This window comes from Streptosporangium sp. NPDC000509 (genome assembly GCF_042898365.1).
In the GTDB taxonomy this organism is placed as follows: domain Bacteria; phylum Actinomycetota; class Actinomycetes; order Streptosporangiales; family Streptosporangiaceae; genus Streptosporangium.
Genome location: NZ_JBIAYX010000003.1, coordinates 270,797 through 296,732, shown reverse-complemented (window position 1 = coordinate 296,732; position 25,936 = coordinate 270,797). Strand labels below are relative to the sequence as shown.

At 70.5% G+C, this 25,936-nt stretch carries 25 protein-coding genes; 19 read left to right on the top strand and 6 right to left on the bottom strand.

Going from position 1 to position 25,936, the window contains the following annotated elements; all coding sequences use genetic code 11:
- The first annotated feature begins 54 nt into the window (after positions 1–54).
- On the top strand, positions 55–834 hold the full coding sequence (locus ACFY3D_RS07515) for a class I SAM-dependent methyltransferase (protein ID WP_350943311.1): 780 nt from the start codon (positions 55–57) through the stop codon (positions 832–834).
- Between the two features lie 66 nt (positions 835–900).
- Here ACFY3D_RS07515 and coaA read toward each other — a convergent pair whose 3' ends face one another.
- Complete coding sequence (gene coaA, locus ACFY3D_RS07510) at positions 901–1,836, bottom strand: type I pantothenate kinase (protein WP_389976157.1); 936 nt, start codon at positions 1,834–1,836, stop codon at positions 901–903.
- 310 nt (positions 1,837–2,146) lie between these two features.
- On the opposite strand from coaA, the gene glmS reads away from it, so the two are divergent.
- The 12 genes from glmS (at position 2,147) to tsaD (ending at position 14,026) form a co-directional block, all read left to right on the top strand.
- Positions 2,147–3,994: a glutamine--fructose-6-phosphate transaminase (isomerizing) gene (gene glmS, locus ACFY3D_RS07505; protein WP_389976153.1), complete on the top strand. Its 1,848-nt coding sequence runs from the start codon at positions 2,147–2,149 to the stop codon at positions 3,992–3,994.
- Between the two features lie 177 nt (positions 3,995–4,171).
- Entirely contained in the window at positions 4,172–5,587 is a 1,416-nt protein-coding gene (locus tag ACFY3D_RS07500; RefSeq protein WP_389976150.1) for a PhoX family protein, read from the top strand.
- Positions 5,588–5,633: 46 nt separating this feature from the next.
- Entirely contained in the window at positions 5,634–5,984 is a 351-nt protein-coding gene (locus ACFY3D_RS07495; protein ID WP_362502946.1) for a holo-ACP synthase, read from the top strand.
- 10 nt (positions 5,985–5,994) lie between these two features.
- Positions 5,995–7,641 carry an NAD(P)H-hydrate dehydratase gene (locus ACFY3D_RS07490; RefSeq protein ID WP_389976147.1) on the top strand — a complete coding sequence of 549 codons (1,647 nt, stop codon included), beginning with the start codon at positions 5,995–5,997 and terminating at the stop codon, positions 7,639–7,641.
- Positions 7,638–8,765, top strand: coding sequence for an alanine racemase (gene alr / locus ACFY3D_RS07485; RefSeq protein ID WP_389976144.1), 1,128 nt, complete (start codon positions 7,638–7,640; stop codon positions 8,763–8,765). Before ACFY3D_RS07490 ends, alr begins: the two co-directional genes overlap by 4 nt.
- Positions 8,766–8,785: 20 nt before the next feature.
- Complete coding sequence (locus tag ACFY3D_RS07480; RefSeq protein WP_389976141.1) at positions 8,786–9,859, top strand: alpha/beta fold hydrolase; 1,074 nt, start codon at positions 8,786–8,788, stop codon at positions 9,857–9,859.
- A gap of 133 nt (positions 9,860–9,992) precedes the next feature.
- Positions 9,993–10,445 carry a tRNA (adenosine(37)-N6)-threonylcarbamoyltransferase complex ATPase subunit type 1 TsaE gene (tsaE, locus tag ACFY3D_RS07475; RefSeq protein ID WP_389976138.1) on the top strand — a complete coding sequence of 151 codons (453 nt, stop codon included), beginning with the start codon at positions 9,993–9,995 and terminating at the stop codon, positions 10,443–10,445.
- A gap of 169 nt (positions 10,446–10,614) precedes the next feature.
- Entirely contained in the window at positions 10,615–11,271 is a 657-nt protein-coding gene (locus ACFY3D_RS07470; protein ID WP_350943324.1) for a hypothetical protein, read from the top strand.
- Between the two features lie 6 nt (positions 11,272–11,277).
- Positions 11,278–11,838, top strand: a complete 561-nt coding sequence (locus tag ACFY3D_RS07465; RefSeq protein WP_389976135.1) for a class F sortase — start codon at positions 11,278–11,280, stop codon at positions 11,836–11,838.
- Positions 11,839–11,869: 31 nt separating this feature from the next.
- The gene (tsaB, locus tag ACFY3D_RS07460) at positions 11,870–12,553 is read left to right on the top strand and encodes a tRNA (adenosine(37)-N6)-threonylcarbamoyltransferase complex dimerization subunit type 1 TsaB (protein WP_389976602.1); all 684 of its coding nucleotides are present in this window, start codon (positions 11,870–11,872) and stop codon (positions 12,551–12,553) included.
- A complete protein-coding gene (rimI, locus tag ACFY3D_RS07455; RefSeq protein WP_389773874.1) occupies positions 12,550–13,002 on the top strand; it encodes a ribosomal protein S18-alanine N-acetyltransferase in 453 nt (150 codons plus the stop codon). The genes tsaB and rimI overlap by 4 nt, the downstream gene beginning before the upstream one ends.
- The gene (gene tsaD, locus ACFY3D_RS07450; RefSeq protein ID WP_350943328.1) at positions 12,995–14,026 is read left to right on the top strand and encodes a tRNA (adenosine(37)-N6)-threonylcarbamoyltransferase complex transferase subunit TsaD; all 1,032 of its coding nucleotides are present in this window, start codon (positions 12,995–12,997) and stop codon (positions 14,024–14,026) included. The genes rimI and tsaD overlap by 8 nt, the downstream gene beginning before the upstream one ends.
- A gap of 284 nt (positions 14,027–14,310) precedes the next feature.
- Here the strand turns inward: tsaD and ACFY3D_RS07445 are convergent, their stop codons facing one another.
- Positions 14,311–15,369, bottom strand: coding sequence for an alkene reductase (locus tag ACFY3D_RS07445; protein WP_389976132.1), 1,059 nt, complete (start codon positions 15,367–15,369; stop codon positions 14,311–14,313).
- A 110-nt stretch (positions 15,370–15,479) separates the two neighbouring features.
- Between ACFY3D_RS07445 and ACFY3D_RS07440 the strand changes: the two genes are divergently transcribed.
- Positions 15,480–16,082, top strand: coding sequence for a MarR family winged helix-turn-helix transcriptional regulator (locus ACFY3D_RS07440; RefSeq protein WP_389976129.1), 603 nt, complete (start codon positions 15,480–15,482; stop codon positions 16,080–16,082).
- A 182-nt stretch (positions 16,083–16,264) separates the two neighbouring features.
- Here ACFY3D_RS07440 and ACFY3D_RS07435 read toward each other — a convergent pair whose 3' ends face one another.
- Positions 16,265–17,542 (bottom strand): hypothetical protein, encoded by a 1,278-nt coding sequence (locus tag ACFY3D_RS07435; protein ID WP_389976126.1) that lies wholly within the window; start codon positions 17,540–17,542, stop codon positions 16,265–16,267.
- Between the two features lie 214 nt (positions 17,543–17,756).
- Complete coding sequence (locus tag ACFY3D_RS07430) at positions 17,757–18,923, bottom strand: methyltransferase domain-containing protein (RefSeq protein WP_389976123.1); 1,167 nt, start codon at positions 18,921–18,923, stop codon at positions 17,757–17,759.
- Between the two features lie 244 nt (positions 18,924–19,167).
- Here ACFY3D_RS07430 and groES point away from each other — a divergent pair, with 244 nt between their 5' ends.
- From groES to ACFY3D_RS07410, 4 genes are all read left to right on the top strand, one after another.
- A complete protein-coding gene (gene groES / locus ACFY3D_RS07425) occupies positions 19,168–19,479 on the top strand; it encodes a co-chaperone GroES (protein WP_030912806.1) in 312 nt (103 codons plus the stop codon).
- Positions 19,480–19,569: 90 nt separating this feature from the next.
- Positions 19,570–21,189 carry a chaperonin GroEL gene (gene groL, locus ACFY3D_RS07420; protein WP_350943337.1) on the top strand — a complete coding sequence of 540 codons (1,620 nt, stop codon included), beginning with the start codon at positions 19,570–19,572 and terminating at the stop codon, positions 21,187–21,189.
- A 279-nt stretch (positions 21,190–21,468) separates the two neighbouring features.
- Positions 21,469–22,107 (top strand): sigma-70 family RNA polymerase sigma factor, encoded by a 639-nt coding sequence (locus ACFY3D_RS07415; RefSeq protein WP_329090055.1) that lies wholly within the window; start codon positions 21,469–21,471, stop codon positions 22,105–22,107.
- 82 nt (positions 22,108–22,189) lie between these two features.
- Positions 22,190–22,393, top strand: coding sequence for a hypothetical protein (locus ACFY3D_RS07410; protein ID WP_350943339.1), 204 nt, complete (start codon positions 22,190–22,192; stop codon positions 22,391–22,393).
- Here ACFY3D_RS07410 and ACFY3D_RS07405 read toward each other — a convergent pair.
- Together ACFY3D_RS07405 and ACFY3D_RS07400 are read right to left on the bottom strand one after the other, a co-directional pair.
- On the bottom strand, positions 22,354–22,731 hold the full coding sequence (locus tag ACFY3D_RS07405) for a DUF5319 family protein (protein ID WP_350943341.1): 378 nt from the start codon (positions 22,729–22,731) through the stop codon (positions 22,354–22,356). The genes ACFY3D_RS07410 and ACFY3D_RS07405 overlap by 40 nt on opposite strands.
- Before the next feature lie 226 nt (positions 22,732–22,957).
- Positions 22,958–23,968: a LuxR C-terminal-related transcriptional regulator gene (locus ACFY3D_RS07400; protein WP_389976119.1), complete on the bottom strand. Its 1,011-nt coding sequence runs from the start codon at positions 23,966–23,968 to the stop codon at positions 22,958–22,960.
- Between the two features lie 482 nt (positions 23,969–24,450).
- Between ACFY3D_RS07400 and guaB the strand changes: the two genes are divergently transcribed.
- On the top strand, positions 24,451–25,932 hold the full coding sequence (guaB, locus tag ACFY3D_RS07395; protein WP_350943344.1) for an IMP dehydrogenase: 1,482 nt from the start codon (positions 24,451–24,453) through the stop codon (positions 25,930–25,932).
- Positions 25,933–25,936: the final 4 nt, after the last annotated feature.

The window sequence follows — 25,936 nt, the reverse complement described above, 5'->3', positions numbered from 1 at the left end:
TGGCCTCCGACGGCCCGGCGCGGCCCCGACGGGTCCGCGCTCAGGGAGGCGCTCATGACGCATGTGGACGAGACGCTGGCGGCGTACGAGAGCGTCGCGGCACGGTACGACGAGCTGAACGCGCGGATGGACACCGCCGCCCTGGTGGACCGCTACGTGGAGATGGCGGGCCTGTACGGTACGGGCGGGCGGCGGCTGCTGGACGCCGGGTGCGGGACCGGCCGCAGCAGCGTGGCCTTCCGCGAGCGGGGGTTCGAGGTGACCGGCTACGACCTGTCGCCGGCGATGGTGGCGATGGCCGGGAGCAGACCCGGAGCCGAGGACGTCCGGTTCCTGGTGGGACGGCTGCAGGAGCCCCCGCCGGGGCTGACCGGCTTCGACGTGGTCGCCTGCGTGGACCTGCCGATGGCGTACCTGACCGGCACGGACGAGCTGCGGTGGGCGCTGGCGTCGGCGCGCGACCAGCTCGCGGACGGCGGGGTGCTGATCTTCGACCTGAGCACCATCGGCTACTACCGGCGTACGTTCGGCGTCCCAACGGTCGCCGACCGCGGGGACCGGTACGTGGCGTGGTTCGCGGCGTCACCGCGGATCGAGGCCGACGCGGTCGTGGTCACCCAGTTCGACCTGTTCGAGCGGGCCGGCGCGGGCTGGGAGCGGGTGTCGATGCGGCACGTGCAGCGGCACCGCTCCGACCGGACGGTGCGCCGGGTGGCCGAGCGGGCCGGGCTGCGCGTCGTGGCCACCCGCGGGCTGGTGGGGACGTCGGCGCGGGAGCCGGCCGACGAGGACGACCACGACCGGATCCTGTACGTCGCCCGCCGGGCCGACTGAGTCTCCCCCGGACCCCGAACCGGCACCGCGTCCGAGCCGCTCGGTCGTCGTTTCCTACGTTTCCGATCAGATGCGGCGGAGGCGGACGCGCTGGATGGAGTGATTGGCGTCCTTGTGGAGGACGAGATCGGCCCGGCCTCTGGTGGGGGCGATGTTCTCGACGAGGTTGCGCTCGTTGATGTCGCGCCAGATATTTCTGGCGAAGTCGGTCGCCTCCTCCTCCGACAGGCCGGCGAGATGTTTGAAGTAGGACTTCGGGTCCTCGAAGGCCGTACGCCGGAGCTTGTGGAAGCGATCCACGTACCAGTCGCGGATGTGTTCGACCTTGGCGTCCACGTAGATCGAGAAGTCGAAGTAGTCGTTGATCGCGAGGGCGGTGGGCGGTGCGGGCTGCAGGACGTTGAGGCCCTCGACGATGAGGATGTCGGGTCGGCGCACGGTCTGGGTCGCGCCGGGCACGATGTCGTACTCCAGGTGGCTGTAGACCGGGGCCGTCACCTCCGGAAGGCCCGCCTTGACGTCGGCGACGAACCTGACCAGGGCCCGCCGGTCGTAGCTCTCGGGAAAGCCCTTCCTGTGCATGATGTCCCTCGCGGTGAGGACCTCGTTGGGGAAGAGGAAGCTGTCGGTGGTGATCAGGTCCACCCGGGGGTGCTCGGGCCAGCGGGCCAGCAGGGTGTGCAGCAGCCGGGCCGTGGTCGACTTGCCGACCGCGACGCTCCCCGCGATGCCCAGGACGTACGGGGCCGTCCTGCGCCCGCCGCCGAGGAAGGTGTTGAGCGCCGCGCTGCGCTGCCTGGCCCCGGTGAAGTGGAGGTTGAGCAGCCGGGTGAGCGGCAGGTAGATGTCGGTGACCTCGGCCAGGTCGATCGGGTCGTCGACGCCGCGCAGTTCCTTCAGCTCGTCCTCGGTGAGCGTGAGGGGCGTGTTCTTGCGGAGTTCGCTCCACTGAGCCCGGCTGAGCTGCACGTACGGTGTCGCGGTGTCCAAACCGTGGGCCATGTTCAGAGAGCCTACTGATCCGTCGGGAGCGGGTTCCTGGCGGGTGTTGGTCCGTGGGACGGGGTTCTGGCGGGTGTCGCTGTGCCGGGGGCGGCCTCCCGGTGGGCGTTGGTGTGCCCGGAGCGCTTCCCGGTGGGTGCTGGTGTGCCGGCAGCGGTTCCCGGCGGGGGGATGGTGTGCCGGCAGCGGTTCCCGGCGGGGGCATGGTGCGTCGGGAGCGGTTCCCGACGGGTACCGGGCGGGATTCTTGGTCTGTCCTGGGGGTTCTCCATAGCCGCGCCGGACGACTTCTCAGGGAGGGGGTATGACAATGTGCGGAATAGTGGGATATACGGGACAGCGCCAGGCGATCGAGGTCGCGGTCGAGGGGCTGGGCCGCCTGGAGTACCGGGGATACGACTCGGCGGGGATCGCCTTGGTCGGGGCGGACGGCCTGGTCGTGGAGAAGCGGGCGGGGAAGCTGGCCAACCTGCGCTCGGCGCTGGTCTCACGTCCCACACCGCCGGCCGCGGCGACGACGGGGATCGGGCACACCCGGTGGGCCACCCACGGGGCCCCCACCGACCGCAACGCCCATCCGCACACCGACTGCGAGGGACGGATCGCGGTCATCCACAACGGGATCATCGAGAACTTCGCCGCGCTCAGGGCCGAGATGGAGAACGCGGGGCACAGGATCGTCTCCGAGACCGACACGGAGGTGGTGGCGCACCTGCTGGAGCGGTTCGCCGCCGGAGGGCTCATGGAGGCGATGCGCCGGGTCTGTCTGCGGCTGGAGGGGGCGTTCACCCTCCTCGCGATCTCGGCCGACGAGCCCGACGTGGTGGTGGGCGCGCGGCGAAACTCACCGCTGGTCATCGGCAGGGGCGAGGGGGAGAACTTCCTCGGCTCGGACGTGGCGGCGTTCATCGCGTACACGCGCGAGGCGGTGGAACTGGGCCAGGACCAGGTGGTCGAGCTGCGTCCCTCGAAGATCACGGTCACCGACTTCCAGGGCCTCCCGGCCGTGACGCGCGACTATCACGTCGACTGGGACGCCTCGGCCGCGGAGAAGGACGGCTACGACCACTTCATGCTCAAGGAGATCGCCGAGCAGCCCCGGGCCGTCGCCGACACGCTGCTCGGCAGGGTCGGCGAGGACGGCCGGCTGGTGCTGGACGAGATGCGACTGTCCGACCAGGAGCTACGTGACATCAACAAGATCATTCTGGTCGCCTGTGGGACCTCCTACCACGCCGGGCTCATCGCGAAGTACGCCATCGAGCACTGGGCGAGGCTGCCCTGCGAGGTCGAGGTGGCGAGCGAGTTCCGCTACCGCGACCCGATCCTCACCCGGGACACGCTGGTGATCGTGATCAGCCAGTCGGGCGAGACCATGGACACCCTCATGGCGGTACGGCACGCGCGCGGGCAGCGGTCGCGGGTGCTGGCGGTCTGCAACGTGAACGGTTCCACGATCTCCCGCGAGTCCGACGCCGTCCTCTACACGCACGCGGGCCCGGAGGTCGCGGTGGCCTCCACCAAGGCGTTCCTCACCCAGTTGGTGGCGTGCTACCTGGTGGCGCTCTATCTCGCCCAGGTCAGGGGGACGAAGTACGGCGACGAGATCACCCAGATCGTCGACCGGCTGGCGGAGGCGCCGTCGAAGGTGAGCGAGGTCCTCTCGACCGTCGAGCCGGTCCGCGCGCTGGCCAGGTCGCTCGCCGACGAGCGGTGTGTGCTCTTCCTCGGGCGGCATGTGGGCTTTCCCGTCGCGCTGGAGGGGGCGCTGAAGCTCAAGGAACTGGCGTACATGCACGCGGAGGGCTTCGCGGCGGGCGAGCTGAAGCACGGCCCGATCGCGCTGATCGACAAGGGGCTCCCGGTCGTGGTCGTCGTCCCCTCGCCGTCGGGCCAGCGGATGATCCATGACAAGATCGTGTCCAACATCCAGGAGATCCGGGCGAGGGGCGCGAGGACCCTCGTCGTCGCCGAGGAGGGGGACGTCGCGGTCGGGCGCTACGCCGACACGCTGATCCACATCCCGGTCGTGCCGACCCTGCTCCAGCCGCTGGTCGCCGCGGTGCCGCTCCAGGTCTTCGCCTGCGAGCTGGCCACGGCCAAGGGGCACGACGTCGACCAGCCCCGCAACCTCGCCAAGTCGGTCACGGTGGAGTAAGCCCTCCCCGCGCGTTGTCCACAGCCTGTGGATAAAGTCTATGGATTACCCACAGCCGTAAGTGGGTATAGGGTCTGCCCTTCTTCTTGTCCCATTAAGTGTCGATATATGCCATATAACGGTTTACTGAGGCGCATCAACGTGGCGTGAATCCACCGGATCCAAGGGAGCCGCAAGATGGACCGTCGTCGTTTCCTCGCCCGAGGTGGCGCACTGGCCGCGCTGGGGGTGGCCGGGCCGTTCGCGGGGGTCGCGCGGGCGGGGGCGAACGGGGAGCTTCTCCCGGGGGCCGGGTACGGCCCGCTGAAGCCGGTCAAGGACGAGCGGGACGGCGTGGTGCGCCTCCACCTGCCCGACGGCTTCCACTACCGGTCCTTCAGCTCGGCCGGCGACAAGTACAGCGACGGATCCACCGTCCCCTCCAGGCACGACGGCATGGCCGCGTTCCGCGGGCCGGGCGGCAGCGCGATCCTCATCCGCAACCACGAGGTCAACGGCCCGGTCGGCGCGTTCGGAAACCCGGCCAAGGCCTACGATCCGGCGGCCGGCGGCGGCACCTCGACGCTCAGGGTCACCCGCTACGGCAAGGTGCTCACCTCCGCCCCCAGCCTGACCGGCACCCAGATGAACTGCTCGGGCGGCCCGATGCCCTGGGGCGCCTGGGTGAGTTGCGAGGAGACCGTGAACGGGCCGGACGTGGGCGACGACTTCACCGGCCAGGACAACGGCAAGCTCACGCGCAAGCACGGCTACATCTTCGAGGTCCCGCTCGACGGCCAGGCCGGAGGACCGATCAGGAACGCCGGGCGGTTCGCCCACGAGTCGGTCGCGTTCGACGGGTTCACCGGCGCGCTCTACCTCACCGAGGACAACTTCGGCTTCGCCTCCGGCTTCTACCGCTACCTGCCCCCGAAGAACCCGCTGACGGCCCGCCGCATCCTCGACGGCGGCCGGCTCCAGATGCTGGCCGTGCGGGGCGCGCCCGGCAAGAACCTCTCCCTCGGCCAGCCCAGGGGAGTTTCGTACTCGACGACCTGGGTGGACATCGACGACCCCGACCCCACCTTCATCGGCACCCCCGCCAACAGCCTCGCCCTCCAGGCCGTCGGCAACCAGGGCAGGGCGAAGGGCGCGGCGCTCTTCTCCCGGCTGGAGGGGGCGATCAACCACCACGGCACGATCTACTTCGTCTCCACCCAGGGCGGCGCGACCGCGTCCGGTGACACCCCGCCGGGCGGCTTCGGCAAGGGACGCGGCCAGGTGTGGGCGTACGAGACGTGGAGCGGGCGGCTCAAACTCGTCTACGAGTCGCCGGGCGCGGTCACCCTCGACCTGCCGGACAACGTCACCGCCAGCCCCAGAGGCACCCTGGTCCTGTGCGAGGACGGCGCGGGTGACAACTACCTGCGCGGCCTCACCCGCCAGGGCGAGATCTTCGACTTCTCCCGCCTCGCCCCCGTCCGCGGCGACTCCGGCGCCGAGTTCGCCGGCTCGACCTTCGGCCCCGGCGGTCACACTCTCTATGTCAACGTCCAGTCCACCAAGGGGACGAGCTTCGCCATCTGGGGCCCCTGGCAGCGCGGCGGCTTCTGACCGGCGGGAACGCGGGCCGACGGCGCGACGCCACTAGCCTGGGAGGGTGATCGTTGGTATCGGTGTCGACGTCGTGGACGTGGCGAGGTTCGAGGCGACGCTGGTGCGGACGCCCGCGCTGCGGGGACGCCTGTTCACCGAGGGGGAGAGCGGGCTGGCCACGGAGTCCCTCGCCGCCAGGTTCGCGGCGAAGGAGGCCGTCGCGAAGGCCCTCGGCGCCCCTCCCGGGCTGCGTCACCTGGACGCCGAGGTGCTCAGCGGGGAGCACGGGCGGCCCGAGCTGCGGGTGACCGGCCGGGTGGCGGACGTCGCCGAGGCCCTGGGCGTGGCCCGGTGGCACGTCTCCCTCACCCACGACGGGGGCGTCGCGATCGCCTACGTGATCGCCGAGGGATAGATTCGGTGGAATGCGGACCGCGTACACCTCCGACCAGATCAGGGCGGCCGAGGCGGCACTGATGGCGACGTTGCCCGAGGGCGCCCTGATGGAGAGGGCGGCCACCGGGCTCGCGGTGGTCTGCGCCAGGATGCTCGGCGGCGTGTACGGCTCCCGCGTCGTGCTGCTCGTCGGCGGTGGCGACAACGGCGGTGACGCCCTTTACGCCGGGGCCCGTCTCGCGGCCAGGGGGGCGAGGGTCGACGCGCTCCTCGCCGGTACGCGCGTCCACGCGGCGGGTCTGGAGGCCCTGCGCCGCGCGGGCGGCCGCGTCACCCGGCTCAACCCCGATCCCGGCCCCGATCACGGTCCCGGCTCCGGTCCCGACCGCGATCCTGATCCCGTTTCCGGTCCCGACCTCGGTTCCGGTCAGGGTTCCGGTTCCGGTCACGGCGCGGGAAACGGGCCCGGTATCGCGGTGGCCACGGCGGATCATCCCGCGGGTGCGCGCGTTCGCGGCCTGCTCGACGCGGCGGACCTGATCGTGGACGGGATGCTCGGGATCGGCGGGGCCGGGGCACTCAGGGAGCCGTACGCGACCCTCGCCCGGCTCGCGAACGACGCGCCCGGCGAGGTCGTCGCGGTGGACGTGCCCAGCGGCGTGGACGCGAGCAGCGGCCGGGTGGAGGGTCCCGCGGTCGTCGCGGACGCCACCGTCACGTTCGGGGCGTGGAAGATCGGGTTGCTCGTCGATCCCGGCTCCCGGCACGCGGGCCGGACGGAACTCGTGGACATCGGCCTCGGCCCCTACCTGCCCGACCCCGAGGCGGTCGCGCCGACGGACGCCGACGTGGCCGCGATGCTGCCCAGCCCCGACGCCTCGTCCGACAAGTACCGCCGGGGCGTCGTCGGGATCGCGGCGGGCAGCGAGCTCTACACCGGCGCCGCGGTGCTGGCCGTGGGCGGGGCACTGCGGGCCGGGGTGGGCATGGTCCGCTACGCGGGGGGCGCGGAGCCGGTGGCCCAGGTGCGGGCCCGCTGGCCGGAGGCCGTGATCACCACGCTCGCCCCCGGGGAGGGGGTCGAGAGGGTGGGCCGCGTGCAGGCGTGGGTGCTCGGCCCCGGCCTCGGCACCGGCGACGAGGCCCGCGCCGTCGCCCGTTCCGTGCTGTCGAGCGAGGTCCCCGTGCTCGTCGACGCCGACGCGCTCACCCTGGTGGCCCAGGACAGGGCGCTGCTCCGCAGGGACGCGCCGGTCCTGATCACCCCGCACGCGGGCGAGCTCTCCCGCCTGATCGGCGTGCCGAGGGAGCGGATCGAGGCGCGGCGCCTGGAGAGTGTACGGCGGGCGGCGGCGGAACTGGGGGTGACCGTGCTGCTCAAGGGCTCGACCACGCTGGTCGCCGAGGAGGACCGGCCGGTCGGGATCAACCTCACCGGCAGCCCCTGGCTCGCGACCGGCGGCACCGGCGACGTGCTGGCGGGTCTGGCCGGCGCGCTGCTGGCCGCGGGACTGAGCGGGTACGACGCGGCCTCCTGCGCCGCGTATCTGCACGGAATCGCCGGTCGTCAGGGCCCTCTCACCGCCTGGGACGTCGCCGAGGCCCTGCCGGAGGTGGCGCGCTCCCTGCTCGACGGGCCTCGGCATCGCCTCCCACCTGCCAAACTGGGGTCATGAGTTTCCCGATGACTCCCGCCGAAGCACGGGTGGATCTCTCGGCGATTCGTGAGAACGTGAGGCAGCTCGCGAGCCACGCTCCCGGCGCCGAGATGATGGTCGCGGTCAAGGCCGACGCCTACGGGCACGGGCTGGTTCCCGTGGCCCGCGCCTGCCTGGAGGCCGGCGCGGGACGGCTGGGCACCGCCTACATCCGCGAGGCCCTGGAGCTGAGGGCCGCCGGGATCACCGCGCCGATCCTGGCGTGGATCATCCCGCCGGGAGAGCCGCTCGCGCAGGCAGTCAGGCACGACATCGAGCTGTCGGCGAGCTCCGTCTCGATGATCGACGCGATCGCCGACGCCGCCGCGGAGGCCGGTGGGGGGGCGAGGGTGCACCTGAAGGTCGACACCGGCATGTCACGCGGCGGCGCGACGGCGGCGGAGTGGGCGGCCCTGGTCCAGCGGGCGTTGCGGCACCAGGCCGAGGGCGTGATCGAGATCGTCGGGCTCTGGTCCCACTTCGCCTGCGCCGACATACCGGGAGACCCGTCCATCGCGGCCCAGCTGGCGGCCTTCGACGAGGCGCTGCACATCGCGGAGAAGGCCGGGGCCGGAGGCTCCCACGTCATCAGGCACATCGCCAACTCGGCGGCGATCCTGACGCTGCCGCAGGCACGCTACGACATGGTCCGTCCGGGCATCGCGACCTTCGGCCTGAGCCCCGTGCCCCGGCTCGGAGGTTTCGGGCTGCATCCGGCGATGACGCTCGTCGCGCGGATCGCTCTGGTCAAACGGGTGCCCGCCAGGTCGGGCGTCTCCTACGGACACCTGTACGTCACGGATCGGGAGACGACGCTTGGTCTCGTCCCCCTCGGGTATGCGGACGGGGTCCTACGGCACGCCACCAACGTGGCGGAGGTGATGGCCGGTGGCCGCAGACGGCGGATCGCGGGCAGGGTCTGCATGGACCAGTTCATGATCGACGTAGGGGACGACCCGCTGACGGAGGGTGACGAGGTGATCCTGTTCGGCGACGGTTCCCGTGGCGAGCCCACCGCTCAGGAGTGGGCGGATTCCCTCGACACGATCACGCATGAGATCGTGACCAGGATCGGTTCGCGGGTCCCGCGCGTTTACCGGTGAAAGGAAGCTCAGGGGGGCGCATGAGTAGTACCAGACGGCGCAGAGTCGGTATCGCGGGCGCGGTCGTCGGTGTCGCGTCGGCCGGAGTGGCCGCGGGAGCCCTCGCCAAGCGGTACGCCGTCGGACGCATCAGGCTCCGCCCCGACCTGGAGGCGAGCGAGCCGCTCGGAGAGCTGCGCGGCCGCCCCACCACGGTCACCACCTCCGACGGTGTTCCCCTGTACGCCGAGGTCGACGGGCAGGAGGAGGCTCCGCTCACCGTGGTGTTCTGCCACGGCTACACGCTCAACCTCGACTCCTGGCACTACCAGCGGCGCGACCTGGCCGGCGAGCACCGCCTGGTCCTGTGGGACCAGCGCTCCCACGGGCGTTCCCCGCGCATCCCGATGAAGGACTGTTCGATCGACCGGCTCGGCGACGACCTGGCCGAGGTGATCGAGGCGCTGGTGCCCGGCCCGTGCGTGCTCGTCGGCCACTCCATGGGCGGTATGACGATCATGGCGCTGGCCGACAGGCACCCGGAGCTGTTCGGCGACAGGATCAGGGGGGTGGCGCTGATCTCCACCTCCACCGGCAAGCTCGGTGAGATCTCCCTGGGCCTGCCCGCGCTGCTGTCGAAGGCGGTGCACAAGGTCACGCCGGGCACGGTGTCGATCCTGAGACGCGGTGGCTCGCTGGTCGACAAGAGCCGCCAGGTCGGCAACGACGTGGCCTTCCTCGCCCTGCGCCACCTCGGGTTCGGCGATTCCAAGAACGTGAGCCCCACGGTCGTCGACTTCGCCGAGTCGATGATCCGCTCCACCCCCTTCGAGGTGATCGCCGAGTTCTACCCGGCGTTGATGTCGCACGACAAGCTGAGCGCGCTGCGCGTGCTGGACGGGGTCCCGACCTCCATCATGGTCGGCGACAAGGACTGGCTCACGCCCGTCGAGCACAGCAGGGCGATGGCGGCGGCGCTGCCGAGCGCCCGGTTCACCGAGGTTCCGGAAAGTTCGCACCTGGTCCAGCTGGAGCGGCCTACCGTGGTCAACGACGCCCTGCACGAGCTGCTCAAGCGGGTGGACACGGGCGACACCGATGACGGGGACCGGTGAGCCGGAGGCGCACGTACGGCGTACGGTGAGCCCTCCGGAGGGGGCGTTGGGGCCGTGAGACGGTGCTGAGCCCTGGAAGGTCCTGGAAGCCCTCGTGAGGCCCAGGAAGGCATGGAACAGGAGTGACGAAGCGGTGAGAATCGTGGCGACCGCCGAGGAGATGCGGGAGCTGGGCGAGGAGTTGGCGGCCCTGTTGCGCCCGGGGGACCTCGCGGTGCTCTCGGGCCCGCTCGGCGCGGGCAAGACGACCCTGGTACAGGGGATCGCCGAAGGGCTCAAGGTGCGCGGCCCGATCACCTCGCCGACCTTCGTCATCGCCCGGGTGCACCCCTCGCTCTCGGGTGGACCGGCCCTGGTCCACGCCGACGCCTACCGCCTCGGGGGTGATCTGGAGGTCGACGACCTGGACCTGGACGCCTCGATCGAGGAGTCGGTGACGGTCGTGGAGTGGGGCGAGGGCCTGGTGGAGGGGCTCGCCGACGACCGGCTGGAGATCCTCATCGGCAGGGGCGCCTCCGAAGAGCCGGGGGAGGAGCGGACCGTCACCCTCAGGGGAATCGGGCCGCGCTGGCACGGCGTCATCTGATCTGCCTACAAAGACAGAGAAATCCTGGCACGCTCGGACTACGCACCATTGGTCTAGATCGTCAGGCGTGATGATCGACTCTTGCGGGTTTGCCCATGTTTAATGGGGAACAGGTGGGAAATCGTGCCGGGCGAGGGTCGTCGGCCGGAGGGCGAAGTGGAGTTCGACGGTGCCAAGCGTCAAGCGTGTCGCGGTTGTGGGAGCCATCCTCCTTTTCGGACTGGTCGGGTGCTCTGCGGGTGCCGAAACGGCCGACCCGTCGGGCACACCCACCACGGCCCCACCTGATTCCGGCATCAGCCGGCAGGACATCGAGGTCCAGCTCCAGCCGGCCCGCGCCAAGGCCGGTCAGAAGGTATGGATCCTGGCCAACTGCCCGATCCCGCAGGGCGGCCCCGAGCATCGCGGTACCGCGTCCTCCAAGATCTTCCGCACCCCGGTGACCCTCGACCCGATCCTCGCGACGCCCACGCCGGACCCCGCCTCGACCGCGACCCCGGCACCGCGTCCGTGGGTCCGTGGCCAGGCCACCGTCGCCGAGGGCACCGAACCCGGGATCCACGAGGTCAACGCGAGGTGCGAGGGGACCAACGACACCGGCAAGGCCAACCTCAGGATCGTGGCCGACACCGAGCCGAGCTCCACCCCTACCTCCAAGCCGACCAGGACGATCATCAGCACCGAGGCGCCGGAGACGGGTGGCGGCGGCACCGCCGCCGGAGGCCCGAACGACTCGGGCGCCCCGATCGGCACGACCGGCGTCCTGCTCGCCCTCGCCCTGGCCGGCGGCATCGGCATCGCGGTCGTGCGTCGCCGCCGTTCGTAGTCCTCCATGGCCGATTCAACCCGCTGGTCCAGGATCGTCCTGGCCGGGGTCATCACCGGCGTCGTCCTGGTCGCGTTCGGCAACCGGGGCGGCGAGGTCGAGAAGGAGAAGGCGCCCGCCCGCGCGTCGGTCTCGCCCAGCCGCATCGACATCCCCTCACTGGGGATCAAGGCGCCGCTGATGAAGCTCGGCGTGACCGACGGCCGGGTCGACCTGCCGCCGTACGAGAAGCCGAACGTCGCGGGCTGGGTGAAGGACAGCGCGGTCCCCGGCGACGAGGGGTCCGCGGTGATCCTCGGGCACGTGGACACCAAGACCGCGCCCGCGGTCTTCTACAAGCTCAAGGAGATGCGGGAGGGGCAGGTGATCAAGGTCGTACGCAGCGACGGCAAGGTCGCCCAGTACCGGGTGGACACGGTCGAGCAGATCAGCAAGAACCGGTTCCCCGCCGACAAGGTCTATCTTGAGGACGGCCTGCGACTGATCACCTGCGGCGGGTCCTTCGACTGGGACAGCCACGAGTATCGCGACAACCTCATCGTCTACGCCACCCTGGTCAAGACCTGAGCCCTCGCGGGACGGGCTAGGCTAAGTGTTCGTGCTGGTCCTGGCCTTTGACACCGCGACCCCCGCCGTCACCGCAGCTCTGCACGACGGTGCGAGGGTCCTCGCCGAGTCGACGACGATCGACGCGCGCCGCCACGGTGAGCTGCTCGTCCCCACGATCGAGACGGTCCTGAGCGAGGCCGGGGCCTCGCTCCGCGACGTCACCGCCATCGTCGCGGGCTCGGGACCCGGCCCCTACACCGGGCTGCGGGTCGGCCTGGTGACCGCCCAGGCCCTCGCGACGTCGCTGGGCGTCCCGGCGTACGGCGTGTGCACCCTCGACGCGCTCGCGTACGGCAGCGGACCGGACGAGCCGTTCCTGGTGGCCACCGACGCCCGGCGCAAGGAGGTGTTCTGGGCCCGCTACCGGGACCCGCGCACCCGGCTGTCGGGCCCCGCGGTGGACCGGCCCCAGGACCTGCCGGGGGAGCTCCCGCTGGTCGGCGCGGGCGCGCGGATGTACGCCGAGATCGTCGGCGTCTCCCGGATCCTGGACGTGCCGGAGTATCCCGGCGCGGGCGCGATGGCGGCGCTCGCCGCCGGGCGACTCGGCGAGCCGGGCGTCCGCGAGGCCGCGGAGAGCGGCACCCACCCCGTGCTCGGCCCGCCCAGGCCGATCTACCTGCGCCGGCCCGACGCCAAGGTGCCCTCGGCGCCCAAGAAGGTCTCCACGTGACGGCCGTCCTGCGCCGGATGACCGCGGACGACCTGCCCGCGGTGATGGAGGTCGAGCGGAAGACCTTCCCCGCCGACGCCTGGAGCGAGGGCATGCTCCGGGGGGAGCTCGATGACCAGCCGAGGACCAGGCACTACGTGGTGGCCCTGGTCGACGGCGTGATCGTCGGCTACGCGGGCCTCGCCGCGGCGGGGGACCAGGCCGACGTGCAGACCATCGCCGTCCTGGCCGAGTGGCGCGGGAACGGCGTCGGCGGCGCGATGCTGACCGATCTTCTGGCCGAGGCCGCCCGCCGGGGCGCCGTGTCGGTCTTCCTGGAGGTGCGCGCCGACAACCTGGGCGCGCAGGCCGTCTACGACAGGTTCGGGTTCGAGCGGATCGGCCTGCGCCGCCGCTACTACGAGGACGGCACTGACGCGATCATGATGAGGAAGGATCTCCATGCGTGACGAACCGGTGGTCCTGGGCATCGAGACCTCCTGCGACGAGACGGGAATCGGCCTCGTCAGGGGGCACACGATGCTGGCCAACGCCATCGCCTCCAGTGTCGAGCAGCACGCCCGCTTCGGCGGGGTGGTGCCCGAGGTCGCCTCCCGGGCGCACCTGGAGGCGATGACCCCGACCGTGGAGCGGGCACTGGAGCGGGCGGGCCTGCGGTTCGCCGACGTCGACGCGATCGCGGTCACCGCCGGGCCCGGCCTGTCCGGCGCGCTGCTCGTCGGCGTCGCCGCGGCCAAGGCGTACTCGCTGGGCCTGGGCGTTCCGCTGTACGGCGTCAACCACCTCGCCGCCCACGTCGCGGTGGACCAGCTGGAGCACGGGGCGCTGCCCAAGCCCTGCATCGCGATGCTGGTCTCCGGCGGGCACTCGTCGCTGCTGCTGGTGCCCGACGTCGCCAGGGACGTCATCTCGCTGGGTTCCACGGTGGACGACGCCGCGGGCGAGGCGTTCGACAAGGTGGCGAGAGTGCTCGGCCTGCCGTTCCCCGGCGGGCCGCACATCGACAGGGTGGCCCGTGACGGCTCCGGCGCGGCGATCGCGTTCCCGCGCGGCAAGTACGACGACGGGACGCTCGACTTCTCCTTCTCCGGCCTGAAGACCGCGGTGGCCCGATGGGTGGAGGCGAGGGAGAAGGCGGGTGAGCCGGTTCACGTGCCCGACGTGGCGGCGTCGTTCCAGGAGGCCGTCGTCGACGTGCTGACCCGCAAGGCGTTGCAGGCGTGCGCCAAGTACGACGTTCACGACCTGCTGATCGGCGGCGGGGTGGCGGCCAACTCCCGGCTGAGGGCGATGGCCCAGGAGCGTTGTGACGCGGCCGGTGTCCGGTTGCGGGTCCCCAGCCCCGGGCTGTGCACGGACAACGGCGCCATGGTGGCGGCCCTGGGCTCGGACCTGGTCGCGGCCGGCATCACGCCGTCGCGGCTGGACATCCCGGCCGACTCCTCGATGCCCATCACCACCGTCCACGTCTGACGGGCCCCGTCCTCGTCAGGGGATGACGCCCGGCCGAGGGCGTCCGCGCGCTCCGTCGAACCCCCGCCGAGGGCGTCCGCGCGCGCCCGCCGACCCCGCCGGGGGTGTTCGTGCGTTGGACCCCCGCCGGCGTGTCCGTGTGCGCCCGTCGGCCGTCGCGCCCCCGTTGGGCGGCGGCCGCACGGGGCTCTCCCCTTTGTCGCGGGTTCTTCCTCCGGGGGGCCGCCCTGAGGATTTCTCCTTCGAGGGCTTTCTCCTCCCGGAGGCACTTCACCACGGGTGCCTTAGACGGAGTGCAGGGTGAGTACCGGGTAGTCGGTGTAGCCGCGGTGGTCGCCGCCGAAGGCCGAGCTGAAGTCGGCCTGGTTGAGCTCGGCGCCGAGGCGGAGGCGGAGCGGCAGGTCGGGGTTGGCCAGGAACGACTGGCCCAGCGAGACCAGGTCGGCGCCACGCTCCAGCCACCGCGTGACCCTTTCGGCCGGGGCGTCGATCGAGGGGTCGTTGACGATGAGGGCGTTCGGCCACAGCGTCTGGATCTCCTGGTTGAGTTCCTCGGAGGAACTCGCCACCAGGTGGAGGTAGCCGAGGTCGAGCGCGGCGAGCTCGGAGACGAGCGCCGGGTAGATCTCGTGCATGTCGTCCTCGACCAGGTCTCCCACGCCGTTGCCCGGCGAGAGGCGGATGCCGACCTTGGAGGCGCCGATCCGGTCCACGACCGCCCGCGCGGTCTCCACGGCGAAGCGGATCCTGTTCTCCGGCGAGCCGCCGAAGTGGTCGTCGCGCAGGTTGGCGTTCTGCGACAGGAACTGCTGGATGAGGTAGCCGTTGGCGCCGTGCAACTCGACCCCGTCGAAGCCCGCCTCCACGGCGCGTGCGGCGGCGTCGGCGAAGTCCTGGACGGTGGACTCGACCTGGGCGGTCGTCAGTTCGAGCGGGGTCTGGTAGTCCTGCAGGCCGGTGGGCGTGAAGATCTGCCCCGCCGGTCGTACGGCGGACGGCCCGAGGGGGAGCGCGCCGGTGTTGTCGGGGTGGCCGATCCGGCCGGCGTGCATGATCTGGGCGAAGATCCTGCCGCCCGCCGCGTGGACGGCGTCGGTGACCTCACGCCACCCGGCCACCTGTTCGTCGGTGTGCAGCCCCGGGGTGTTCATGTAGCCCTTGCCGACCTGGCTGGGTTGGACCCCCTCGGTGATGATCAGGCCCGCCGAGGCCCGCTGGGCGTAGTACAGGGCGGTGAGCGACGAGGGGATTCCGTCGACGTAGGCCCGAGAGCGTGTCATGGGCGCCATCACCAGGCGGTTGGGCAGCTGGAGGCCGGCGAGCGTGAACGGTGAGAACGGCATGGTGAACTCCTTTTATTGGCTGGCCAACTTGGCTAGCCAATAAGTAGTTCTACAACTTGGTCGGCCAACATGCAAGCGGGTAGTCTCGGGGAGAGCGGAAGGACCCGACCATGGCGGAGTTGTCGATCGACGAAGAGCGCGACGTGACCGAAGAGCGCGGCACCACACCCGAGGCCCTCTCCGGAGGAGGTGACGAGGCCGGGACGTGCCCCTCGTCCGCCGGTGAGTGCGGCGACTACGACAACGACCTCAACTGCCTGATGGCCTACGCCACTCGCGGCCACCGCGTGCTGCTCGCCGGCCTCCTCGGCGAGATCGACCTCTACCCGGGTCAGGAGCGTGTGATGGGCGCGCTGTGGGACAACGGCCCCCAGTCGCAGAACGCCCTGGCGAGAATCGTCGGCGTCGACGTGTCCACCATGACCAAGACCCTGCAGCGCCTGGAGCGCAGCGGTTTCGTCAGTCGCAGGCCCGACCTCGCCAACCGGCGGATCAGCATCGTCGACATCACGCCCAAGGGGCACGCGCTCCGCCCGGAGGTGGACCGGGTCCTCGCCGAGGTGCACCGGCGGATGACCAACGGACTGACGGCCGAGCAGACCGACGAGCTGTCGTCCCTGCTCTCGGTGGTCAGGAACAACCTGTGCCGCGAGGCGAAGGTCGTCGAAGGCGCGGGGAGGCGCCCGGCGGCCGATGCCACCCGCTCCGGCTGACGGCGTCCGTGCTTCTCGCGCGGTTCGTCCTCTCCCCGCGAGGCCCGGGTCTCCCCACACGGTGAGGGCCGGGCGGGATCTTCCGCGAGGGGCGAGCGGGACCGGTGAGGCCGGGCGGGATCTTCGCGAAGACCGAGCGGGGCCGGGGAGGGTCCGGAGCGGCCCTCGGCGGAGAACCGAGGTCAGTCCTTGTCGCCCCTGGTGGGACGGAGCAACGCCTCGGCCAGGGCGAGCATGGTCTCCTCCAGGGCGCTCAGACGACGGGTGAGGTCGGCGTGCGCGGGCTCCACGGTCTCGCTCAGGGCCTCGGAGAGCTCGTCGCGGTCGGGCAGGGCGCGGAGCGTCTCGGCGAGAGGGGAGAGCGCCGCCTCCGCCCTGATGACGCGCTCGTCCAGGGAGTCGAAGCGCTCGCGCTGCTCGGCGGTCTGAACGCCGATGAGCGCGCCGACGCCGAGCACGGCCGGCAGGTCCTCCAGGCGCTCGTCCAGGCTCTCCAGACGCTCTGCGGACTTCTCCGCGCGCCCGTCCAGCGTGGACAGCCGGGAGTCGATGACGTCCATCCGGCAGGTGAGGCGCCCCTCGATGTCGTCGAGGCGCTCGTCGAGGGTGTCGAAGCGGCCACCGGCCGTCATGCGATGGCCGTCCAGCCTGTCGATGCGGCTCTCGACGGCGGCGGTGCGCTCGTCGATCCTCGGCGCGACCAGGTCGACCCTGGCGCCCACCTGCTCGACCCTTCCGCTCACCAGGTCGACCTTGCCGTTCACCTGCTCGACGGCGGCGAGCATCCGGTCCGTGGCCGTGCCGACGGCCTGCTGGACGCTCGCCACCAGGTCGAGCATCCCCGCCTCGACGCGCCCGGTGCGCTGGGAGAGGTCGGACACGGCCCGGTCGAGGCGGCTGAACCGGTGCGCCGCGACGCCCATGTCGGCCTGGAGCCTGCCCAGGTGCTCGGCCAGTTGCCCCACCTGCTCGTCGAGGCCCTGGGTGCCGTCGGAGATCGCCCGTAGGCGGGTGAGCGCCTCGTCCATGCTCTCGCCCACGGAACCGAGGTCGGTCCACAGGCTCGGCAGCTCGCCCAGGGGGACGACCCGGTCGCGGACGGTGTCGACACGGCGGCCGAGGGAGTCGACCCGCTCGCCGACGGCGTCGACGTGGTCGCGTATCGCCTCGACGTGCTGGGCCAGGCCCTCGGCCCAGGAGGGCGGGCGGGCGGCGATGTCGTCCAGCCGGCCGTGGACGGACTCCAGCGTGCCGTTCAGCCCGCCGATCTCGCGCTCCCTGACCTCGCGAAGCACCCACTCCATGCCCTCCAGGCGTCGCCGGATCTCGTCGAGCACGGCCCCCTGGGTGCGCTGCTCGTAGACGTGGTCCTGTGCCGCGCGGGCGAGGAGCTCACGCATCCGGTCGGAGATGGCGGCCTGGCCGCCTGCCTGGAGCAGGGTGTGGTCGGAGTGATCCACCGAGAGCTCCTTCGCTCGCCGACGCTCAGCCGCGCGGTTGGGTTTGATGGGATTTGCTGATGAACGAGAGGGAAACGCAGGCGAGAGAGAACTCCCGCCCGGCAACCTTAGCCCCTGGATCAGGGTTTTCTGGCAGCGAGAATAAAAGAAAGGAATTGCCGGTTGGCTGGAAGAATTGACTATTTTGGCTGGTCAGATGGTGATGATCCGCCGGTCAGTCGGAGGTGCACACGAAGGCGAACGGCCGGTCACCGATTCGGGTGAGAATGACCACCGCGGATTCACCGCCGGAAAGTCGGAGGTCTTTCCTGAGGCGGTCGACGTCCACCGCGGAGCCACGCTTCTTGATCGTCACATTGCCGGCGCCGCGCTCGCGGAGCGCCGCCCGCAGCCGCTTGAGCGAGAACGGCAGCGTCTCGTGGACCTCGTACCGCGACGCCCACGGCGTCGGCGTCGCGGTGTCACCGGTGATGTAGGCGATCTGCGGGTCGAGCAGGTGCCCGCCGACCGACGCGGCGATCTCCGCGACCAGGTGGGCGCGGATCGCCGCGCCGTCCGGCTCGTAGATGTAGCGTCCCGCGGGGCCGGTGGCGGGATCGCCGAGGGCGGGGTCGGGGGTCATCGTGGCCCCCGACGGCAGGATCGTGGCCCTGCGCGCCGTCTCGCCCGCCAGCGCACCGCACCAGATCACGGCCTCCTTGACGTCGCCTCTGTACGAGACCCACTCGGCCTCCGCGCCCTCGGGGACGAACTCGTACGGGATCCCGGGGGCGACCTTCAGGCAGGCGGCCCCGGCTCGGGCCACCATCTCCAGCACGGCGGGCCAGGGCGGTGAGTATCCCATCGGGTCGAAGGTCCGGCCCCGCGCGCCGCGGCGCGCGGGGTCGGCGAACAGGACGTCGAAGGCGGCCGGGTCCAGGGTGGAGGCGTCGGCGGCGCGGACCGAGACCCGGTCGCCGAAGCCCAGGGCGTCGGCGTTGGCCTGGGCGATCGCGGCGGTGAGCGGGTCGGCGTCGACGGCCTCGACGGAGCACCCGGCCCTGGCCAGGGCGAGGAGGTCGCCGCCGATGCCGCAGCAGACGTCGGCGACCCGCGAGCCCGCGGGGAGGCGCCGCGCCCTGTGGTCGGCGACCTCGCGACGGGTGGCCTGCTCCAGGCCGGTCCGGGTGAAGTACATGAGATCGGCGTCGGCGCCGAACTTCTCCCTCGCGCGCAGCCTGAGCGTCGCCTGGGTGAGCGCCGCGGAGGTCAGGTCCGCGTCGTAGATCTTCCTTAACCTCGTCACCGCCGTCACCGGGTCGTCGGCGGCGGTCTCGGCCGCGGCGCCCAGAGCCTCCTGGCCGCGCTGGGTGAGGAGCTCCCGGAATGCGTCGAGATTCACATCGGCCGACGCTACCGCCTCGGCCGTAGGGCTTCGCCGTAGGGCTTCCACCTGGTTTGACGTTCGCGTGAAGCGGAGAAGGGGTGCTTCGTGTTGACTGTCAAGGCCACCTTGCATACTGTTCCGTATTGGCACTCTCCCGGTGAGAGTGCCAAATACATGCGACGAGGCAGGTCTGACACCCGCGACGGCAGACCGCTGGTCGCCTCTTCTAGATCATTCATATCTGAAGGGGAGGTCCGACGTGACGACCGCCACCAAGGTTCCCGTTAAGCCGCTCGGCGACCGCATTGTGGTCCAGCCGCTTGAGGCCGAGCAGACCACCGCTTCCGGTCTGGTCATCCCGGACACCGCCAAGGAGAAGCCGCAGGAGGGCAAGGTCCTCGCGGTGGGTCCCGGCAACTGGGACGACGAGGGCGAGAAGCGGATTCCGCTCGACGTCAAGGAGGGCGACGTGGTCCTCTACAGCAAGTACGGCGGCACCGAGGTGAAGTACAACGGCGAGGAGTATCTCGTGCTCTCCGCCCGTGACGTGCTCGCCATCATCGAGAAGTAGTTCTCGCTTCACAAAGATGACGTATCGAGCCCCGGGTCGCGTCAGCGCCCGGGGCTTTGATGCGCCGACGTACTTATAGAGAGGATTGTCATGCCGAAGACCCTGTCGTTCGAGGAGGACGCGCGCCGAGCTCTCGAGCGCGGCGTGAACGCTCTCGCGGACGCGGTCAAGGTGACGCTGGGCCCGCGCGGCCGCAACGTCGTCATCGACAAGAAGTTCGGTGCGCCCACCATCACCAACGACGGTGTCACCATCGCCCGCGAGGTCGAGCTGGAGACGCCGTACGAGAACCTGGGCGCCCAGCTGGCCAAGGAAGTGGCGACCAAGACCAACGACGTCGCCGGTGACGGCACCACCACCGCGACGGTCCTGGCCCAGGCCATGGTCCGCGAGGGTCTGCGCAACGTGGCCGCCGGAGCGCAGCCGCTCTCCCTCAAGCGCGGCATCGACATCGCGGCCAGGACCGTGAGCGACCGGCTGATCGAGTCGGCCCGTCCGGTCGAGGACAAGAAGGAGATCGCGAATGTGGCGACGATCTCCGCGCAGGACGCCAAGATCGGCGAGCTGATCGCCGAGGCGTTCGACAAGGTGGGCAAGGACGGTGTCATCACCGTCGAAGAGTCCAACAGCATGGGCCTGGAGCTCGAGTTCACCGAGGGTCTCCAGTTCGACAAGGGTTACCTGTCGCCCTATATGGTGACCGACCAGGAGCGCATGGAGGCGATCCTGGAGGACCCCTACATCCTGATCACCCAGGGCAAGATCGCCTCTGTCGCGGACTTCCTGCCGCTGCTCGAGAAGATCGCGCAGACGAAGAAGGCCCTGCTGGTCATCGCCGAGGACGTCGAGGGCGAGGCCCTCGCGGTCCTCGTCACGAACAAGATCCGTGGCACCTTCACCTCCGTCGCCGTCAAGGCACCGGGCTTCGGTGACCGCCGCAAGGCCATGCTGCAGGACATCGCCATCCTCACCGGTGGCCAGGTCGTGAGCGAGGAGATCGGCCTCAAGCTGGAGCACGTCGGCCTGGAGGTGCTGGGCACCGCCCGGCGCGTCGTCATCACCAAGGACTCCACCACCGTCGTCGACGGTGCCGGTGAGGCCGCGGCGATCGCCGACCGCGTCAAGGAGATCAAGCTCGCCATCGAGCAGTCCGACTCCGACTGGGACCGCGAGAAGCTCCAGGAGCGTCTCGCCAAGCTCTCCGGCGGCGTCTGCGTGCTCAAGGTCGGCGCGGCCACCGAGGTGGAGCTGAAGGAGAAGAAGCACCGCCTGGAGGACGCCATCTCGGCGACGCGTGCGGCGATCGAGGAGGGCATCGTCTCCGGCGGTGGCTCCGCGCTCATCCACGTCTCCAAGGTCCTCGACGACCTGGGCCTGACCGGTGACGAGGCGACCGGTGTCTCCATCGTCCGCAAGGCTCTCGTCGAGCCGGCCCGCTGGATCGCGGAGAACGCCGGCCTTGAGGGCTACGTCGTGACGGCGAAGGTCACCGAGCTGTCCGTCGGCCAGGGCTTCAACGCCGCCACCGGCGAGTACGGCGACCTGATCGCCCAGGGCGTCATCGACCCGGTCAAGGTCACCCGCTCGGCCGTCCAGAACGCCGCCTCCATCGCCGGCATGCTGCTGACGACCGAGGCCCTCGTGGTGGACAAGCCCGAGGAGGAGGCCCCGGCCGCCGGCCAGGGGCACGGCCACGGTCACGGCCACTGATTCCTCAGCGGTTCCGAAGCGGTTCCGAACGGCTCGCGTCTCGCAGGAGGCGCGAGCCGTTCGCGTTTCGCGGTAAACCGAAAACGATCTCAAGCGTCATGTCGGACGGAAGACCAAACGCGGTTCTAGCGAATAGACGATGTATTTGGCAATCGAATGAAATATTTGCACATTCTGTAGTCGTTGTCGTCGCTGTTTGATTACGCCCCGTTACTCCGCCTCAATGTGACCAATCCGTAGCCGTTTGCGATGACGACAGTCACTATCGGGGCGGGCATCATGCCTAACGTGACCGAGGGATGCGTCGCCGACGCCAAAAATGGGGTGAGGCTTGCGACGAGGTCTGATGGGGTCGCCCACAGGGATGATCTCAAGGATCTGACAAGCCTCGCCGTTCAGGGGGATCGCACCGCGATCGAATCTCTGATCGCGCAACTGCGGCCGATGGTCGTCCGATATTGCCGTGGTCGTCTGGGCCGGGTTTCCGGCCAGTATCACATCGCGGACGACGTGGCCCAGGAAGTATGCATAGCGGTGCTGTCCGCGCTGCCCCGATACCGTGACATGGGACGCCCGTTCGCTTCCTTCGTCTTCGGTATCGCGTCTCACAAGGTGGCCGACGCGCTGCGCAGCTCCGTGCGATCCGCCGTGCCCACCCAGGATCTTCCTGACGGGCCCGACGAGGGGCCGGGGCCCGAGGAGACGGTGGTGCGTTACATCGAGGCCGAACACGCCCGCCGACTGCTGTCCAGGCTGCCCGACAACCAACGCGAGCTGCTCATGCTCCGAGTGGTGTCGGGTCTTTCCGCCGAGGAGACCGGTAATGTACTCGGCATGTCACCAGGTGCGGTTCGTGTGGCCCAGCACAGGGCGCTCGCCCGGTTGCGAGCGATGGCGGAGCTGGAGTCGATAGCTTGACCGCGGAGCCGTCGAAGAGGGGGCGCGAGCGCAAGCCCGAGCCGCGGGACGGGGATCGCGACGACCCGGAGCGAGAACGATCATGACAACGGTTCACCCGCGCCGTCCGGTTCGTAGATACGGGCCGGACGAGGACCCGGCGGTAGCCGAGACCGACGAGCTCGTGGAGGCCCTCTCGGGCAGGACGCCCGTCTCCACCTCGGACGTCGCGGTCGCGCTGCTGGCGGCCCTGGTCGACGACGTGGATCAGCGGTGCTCTTCGGTGTCGATCACGCCGTCCACGTAACCACGGGCGTATTCCCAGCTCACGTAGTCGGTGGGGTTGGGCTGGTAGGCGGGCTCGTGCACCTGGGGCTGGCCGTTCTCGATCATCTGGCGCAGGTTGCCGCGCAGCAGCTCCCAGTCGAAGTAGTGCTGCTCTCCACATTCCGGACAGTCGAGCACCAGGCCGAGCACGCCCTGAGGCTCCAGCAGCGAGCGGAAGACCTCCACGTCGGCGAGGTCGGTCATGGCCTCGTCGCGCTCGTCCGTCGTCAAGGGCTCGGGATCGTCGGCATCGCCCAGCGCCGCCGCCGGGTCGTCGGGGTCATCCGCGAATGGGTCGCGAGGGACATCGTCGAGCACGATCCCACCTTATGGCCTGGATGTGACAGACGAGTTCCGAACTGTATGAGTGGGACGCTTTAGGACAGTGCGGGCAACTCGGAGATGCCGAAGGTCCCCGGCGATGAGGGGAAGATCCAGGTGGCAGGGGAGCCCGAGGGCGGTGGCCGTGCCGGGAGGCCCCGGGGAGCCCTGATGAGCCTCGGGAGCCCGGGTGGCCCGGGTGGCCCGGGTGGCCCGGGGGAGCCTAGGTGAGCCAGCCGCGCCGGGCGGCCTCCACCCCCGCCTGGAACCGCGACTGCGCCCCCAGTTCGGCCATGGCGTCGGCGAACCTGGCACGCACCGTGCGGACCGAGACGCCCAGCTGCCGGGCGATCATCTCGTCGGTGACGCCCTGGCCGGCCAGTCGCAGCACTCGGACCACCCCGTCGTCGCGGTGGGTCCAGGGCAGGCGGGCGGCGCGGGCCCACAGCTCCTCGAAGAGCGAGCGCAGCGCGGCCACCACGACGGGAGCCCTCACCAGGTGGAAGTTGTAGGCGTTCTCGGGCAGTGTGCCGCCCCACTGGGCGGGCATGCCCGCGGCGTCGTCCCCCGCGATGAGGAACCAGCTCGGCACCGTGTCGAGGGTGCGGACCTCGGCTCCCGCCCGCTCGAACTGGTCCAGTTTGTCGCGCAGGCCGGGGATCTCCAGGGTGTGCACCGGGATGGTGACCCGGCAGGAGAGCAGGCCGTCGCGCTGGGCCGCGATCCACTGGTCGGCGTAGCGGTGCGCGAAGTCGCTCATCGTCCGCCTGTCGGGGATGCCCGACATCAGCTTCAGCGGCGGGGCCTGGACCGCCATGCCGATCACGCTCTCGTAGAGCTCGTCCGCCCCTCCGACCAGGTCCACGGAGAACTGGCCGGTCTGGTAGTCGCGCCCGGCGTCGTACTGGTGGATGAAGCCGCGGATCGAGCCGAGCACGGTGTCGATCCTGCGACTCTCGGCGGCGAGCCGGTCCAGCCTCTCCGCGACCAGGTGGCCGAGGGCCGCGGCCGGGTGACGGGCGAGGTACTCACCCCCCTGCTCGTCGACGACTCCCAGCCGTACCAGGGTGGCCAGTTCGCGGCCGATCGGCTCGGGCGAGCCGTTGGTGGCCTGGGCGAGTTCGGCGCAGGTGGCGCGGTGCAGGCGCAGGACCGCGTTGTAGAGGGCCGTCTGGGCCGGGGTGAGCCCCAGGGTTTCCAGCGGATCGGGCAGTGCGGGGGTGTCTGTGCGCATCGGTGAGGGACTCCTGCAGGTACACGAGGTCTGGCGAGGATAACCCGGCGAATCATCCCTGTCCGGGCGTTGCTTCTACTCGCATGCCCTCGTGTGCAGCTTCGTGCAATTGCACGTTCGGACATTGCGTGGCGAACGCATCGTGACGCACCCTTGACGCAGCGTCGGCAAAGGCGCGGATCACACCGCCATCCGGATGTGGAGGGGGGTCCGGGTGGTGTCAAGGCGTCTCCGCGCCGTCGCCGGTGATCCGGGGGACCGAGCGGATCACCGACCGCTCGGTCCCTCGCTTTCCCTTTCCTCCCCGTTTTACCTGGGGGGCCCGTCTTTCCCCCGGGCCCCCCGGACCCCTCTTCTCTCCGCGGTCCACCTGTCTCGCCTTTTTCCCCCGGGTCCACCGGGTTTGGCGCCAGACTCTAAACTGTGATCCGGGGGTCGGCGCCTTTCCCCGTCATGAGAGCGCCGCGGCAGGAGGATTGCAGATGGCCAAGTTCACCGAGCCGGGGTTCACGTTCGACGACGTGCTCCTCGTTCCCGCGTATTCGGACCTGCAGCCGGGGCAGGCCGACACCACCACGCGGCTGTCTCGGGGCATCACCCTGCGGATCCCGCTGGTCTCGGCGGCGATGGACACGGTGACCGAGGCCCGCATGGCGGTGGCGATGGCACGCCAGGGCGGCATCGGCGTCCTGCACCGCAACCTGTCGATCGAGGACCAGGCCCAGCAGGCCGACCTCGTCAAGCGCTCAGAGGCCGGGATGGTCACCAACCCGGTCACCTGCTCCCCGGACGACACGCTGGCCGACGTCGAGCGCCTGTGCGCGACGTACCGGATCTCCGGCGTCCCGGTGACCGACGAGACCGGTGTGCTCGTCGGCATCGTCACCAACCGCGACATGCGCTTCGAGACCGACGAGAACCGTCCGGTACGCGAGGTCATGACCCCGATGCCGCTGGTCACCGCGCCGGTCGGGGTCTCCACCGACGACGCGTTCGACCTGCTCAAGCAGAACAAGATCGAGAAGCTCCCGCTGGTCGACGCCGGAGGGCGGCTGCGCGGGCTCATCACCGTCAAGGACTTCACCAAGAGCGAGCAGTATCCCCTCGCCACCAAGGACGCCGACGGCCGGCTCGTCGTGGGGGCGGCCGTCGGCGTCGGGGGCGACGCGGAGAAGCGGGCGATGGCGTTGATCGAGGCCGGGGTCGACGTGATCGTGGTGGACGTCGCGCACGGTCACTCCAAGGGCCTCGCCGACATGATCGCCAAGATCAAGTCCAACAGCCGGGTCGACGTGATCGGTGGCAACATCGCCACCCGCGCGGGCGCCCAGATGCTCGTCGACGCCGGGGTCGACGCGGTCAAGGTCGGCGTCGGGCCGGGCTCCATCTGCACCACCCGCGTGGTCGCCGGTGTCGGTGCCCCGCAGGTGACGGCGATCCACGAGGCCTCGCTGGCCGCGGGTCCCGCCGGGGTTCCGGTGATCGGCGACGGCGGCCTGCAGTACTCGGGTGACATCGTCAAGGCCATCGCGGCCGGAGCCGACACGGTCATGCTCGGCTCGCTCCTGGCGGGTTGCGAGGAGTCCCCGGGTGAGCTGATCTTCATCAACGGCAAGCAGTTCAAGTCGTACCGGGGGATGGGCTCGCTCGGCGCGGTCCGCAACCGCGAGCGCGGCGGCGCCTCCTTCAGCAAGGACCGCTACGCGCAGGGCGACGTCGGCCACGAGGACAAGTTCATCCCCGAGGGCATCGAGGGGCAGGTCCCCTACCGCGGCCCGGTCGCCGCGGTGGCCCACCAGCTCATCGGGGGCCTGCGCCAGGGCATGTGGTACTCCGGGTGCCGTACGGTCGCCGAGATGCACGAGCGGTGCGAGCTGATGCCGATCACGGCGGCGGGCCTCAAGGAGAGCCACCCGCACGATATCCAGATGACGGTCGAGGCTCCCAACTACCACGGTCGCTAGGGCG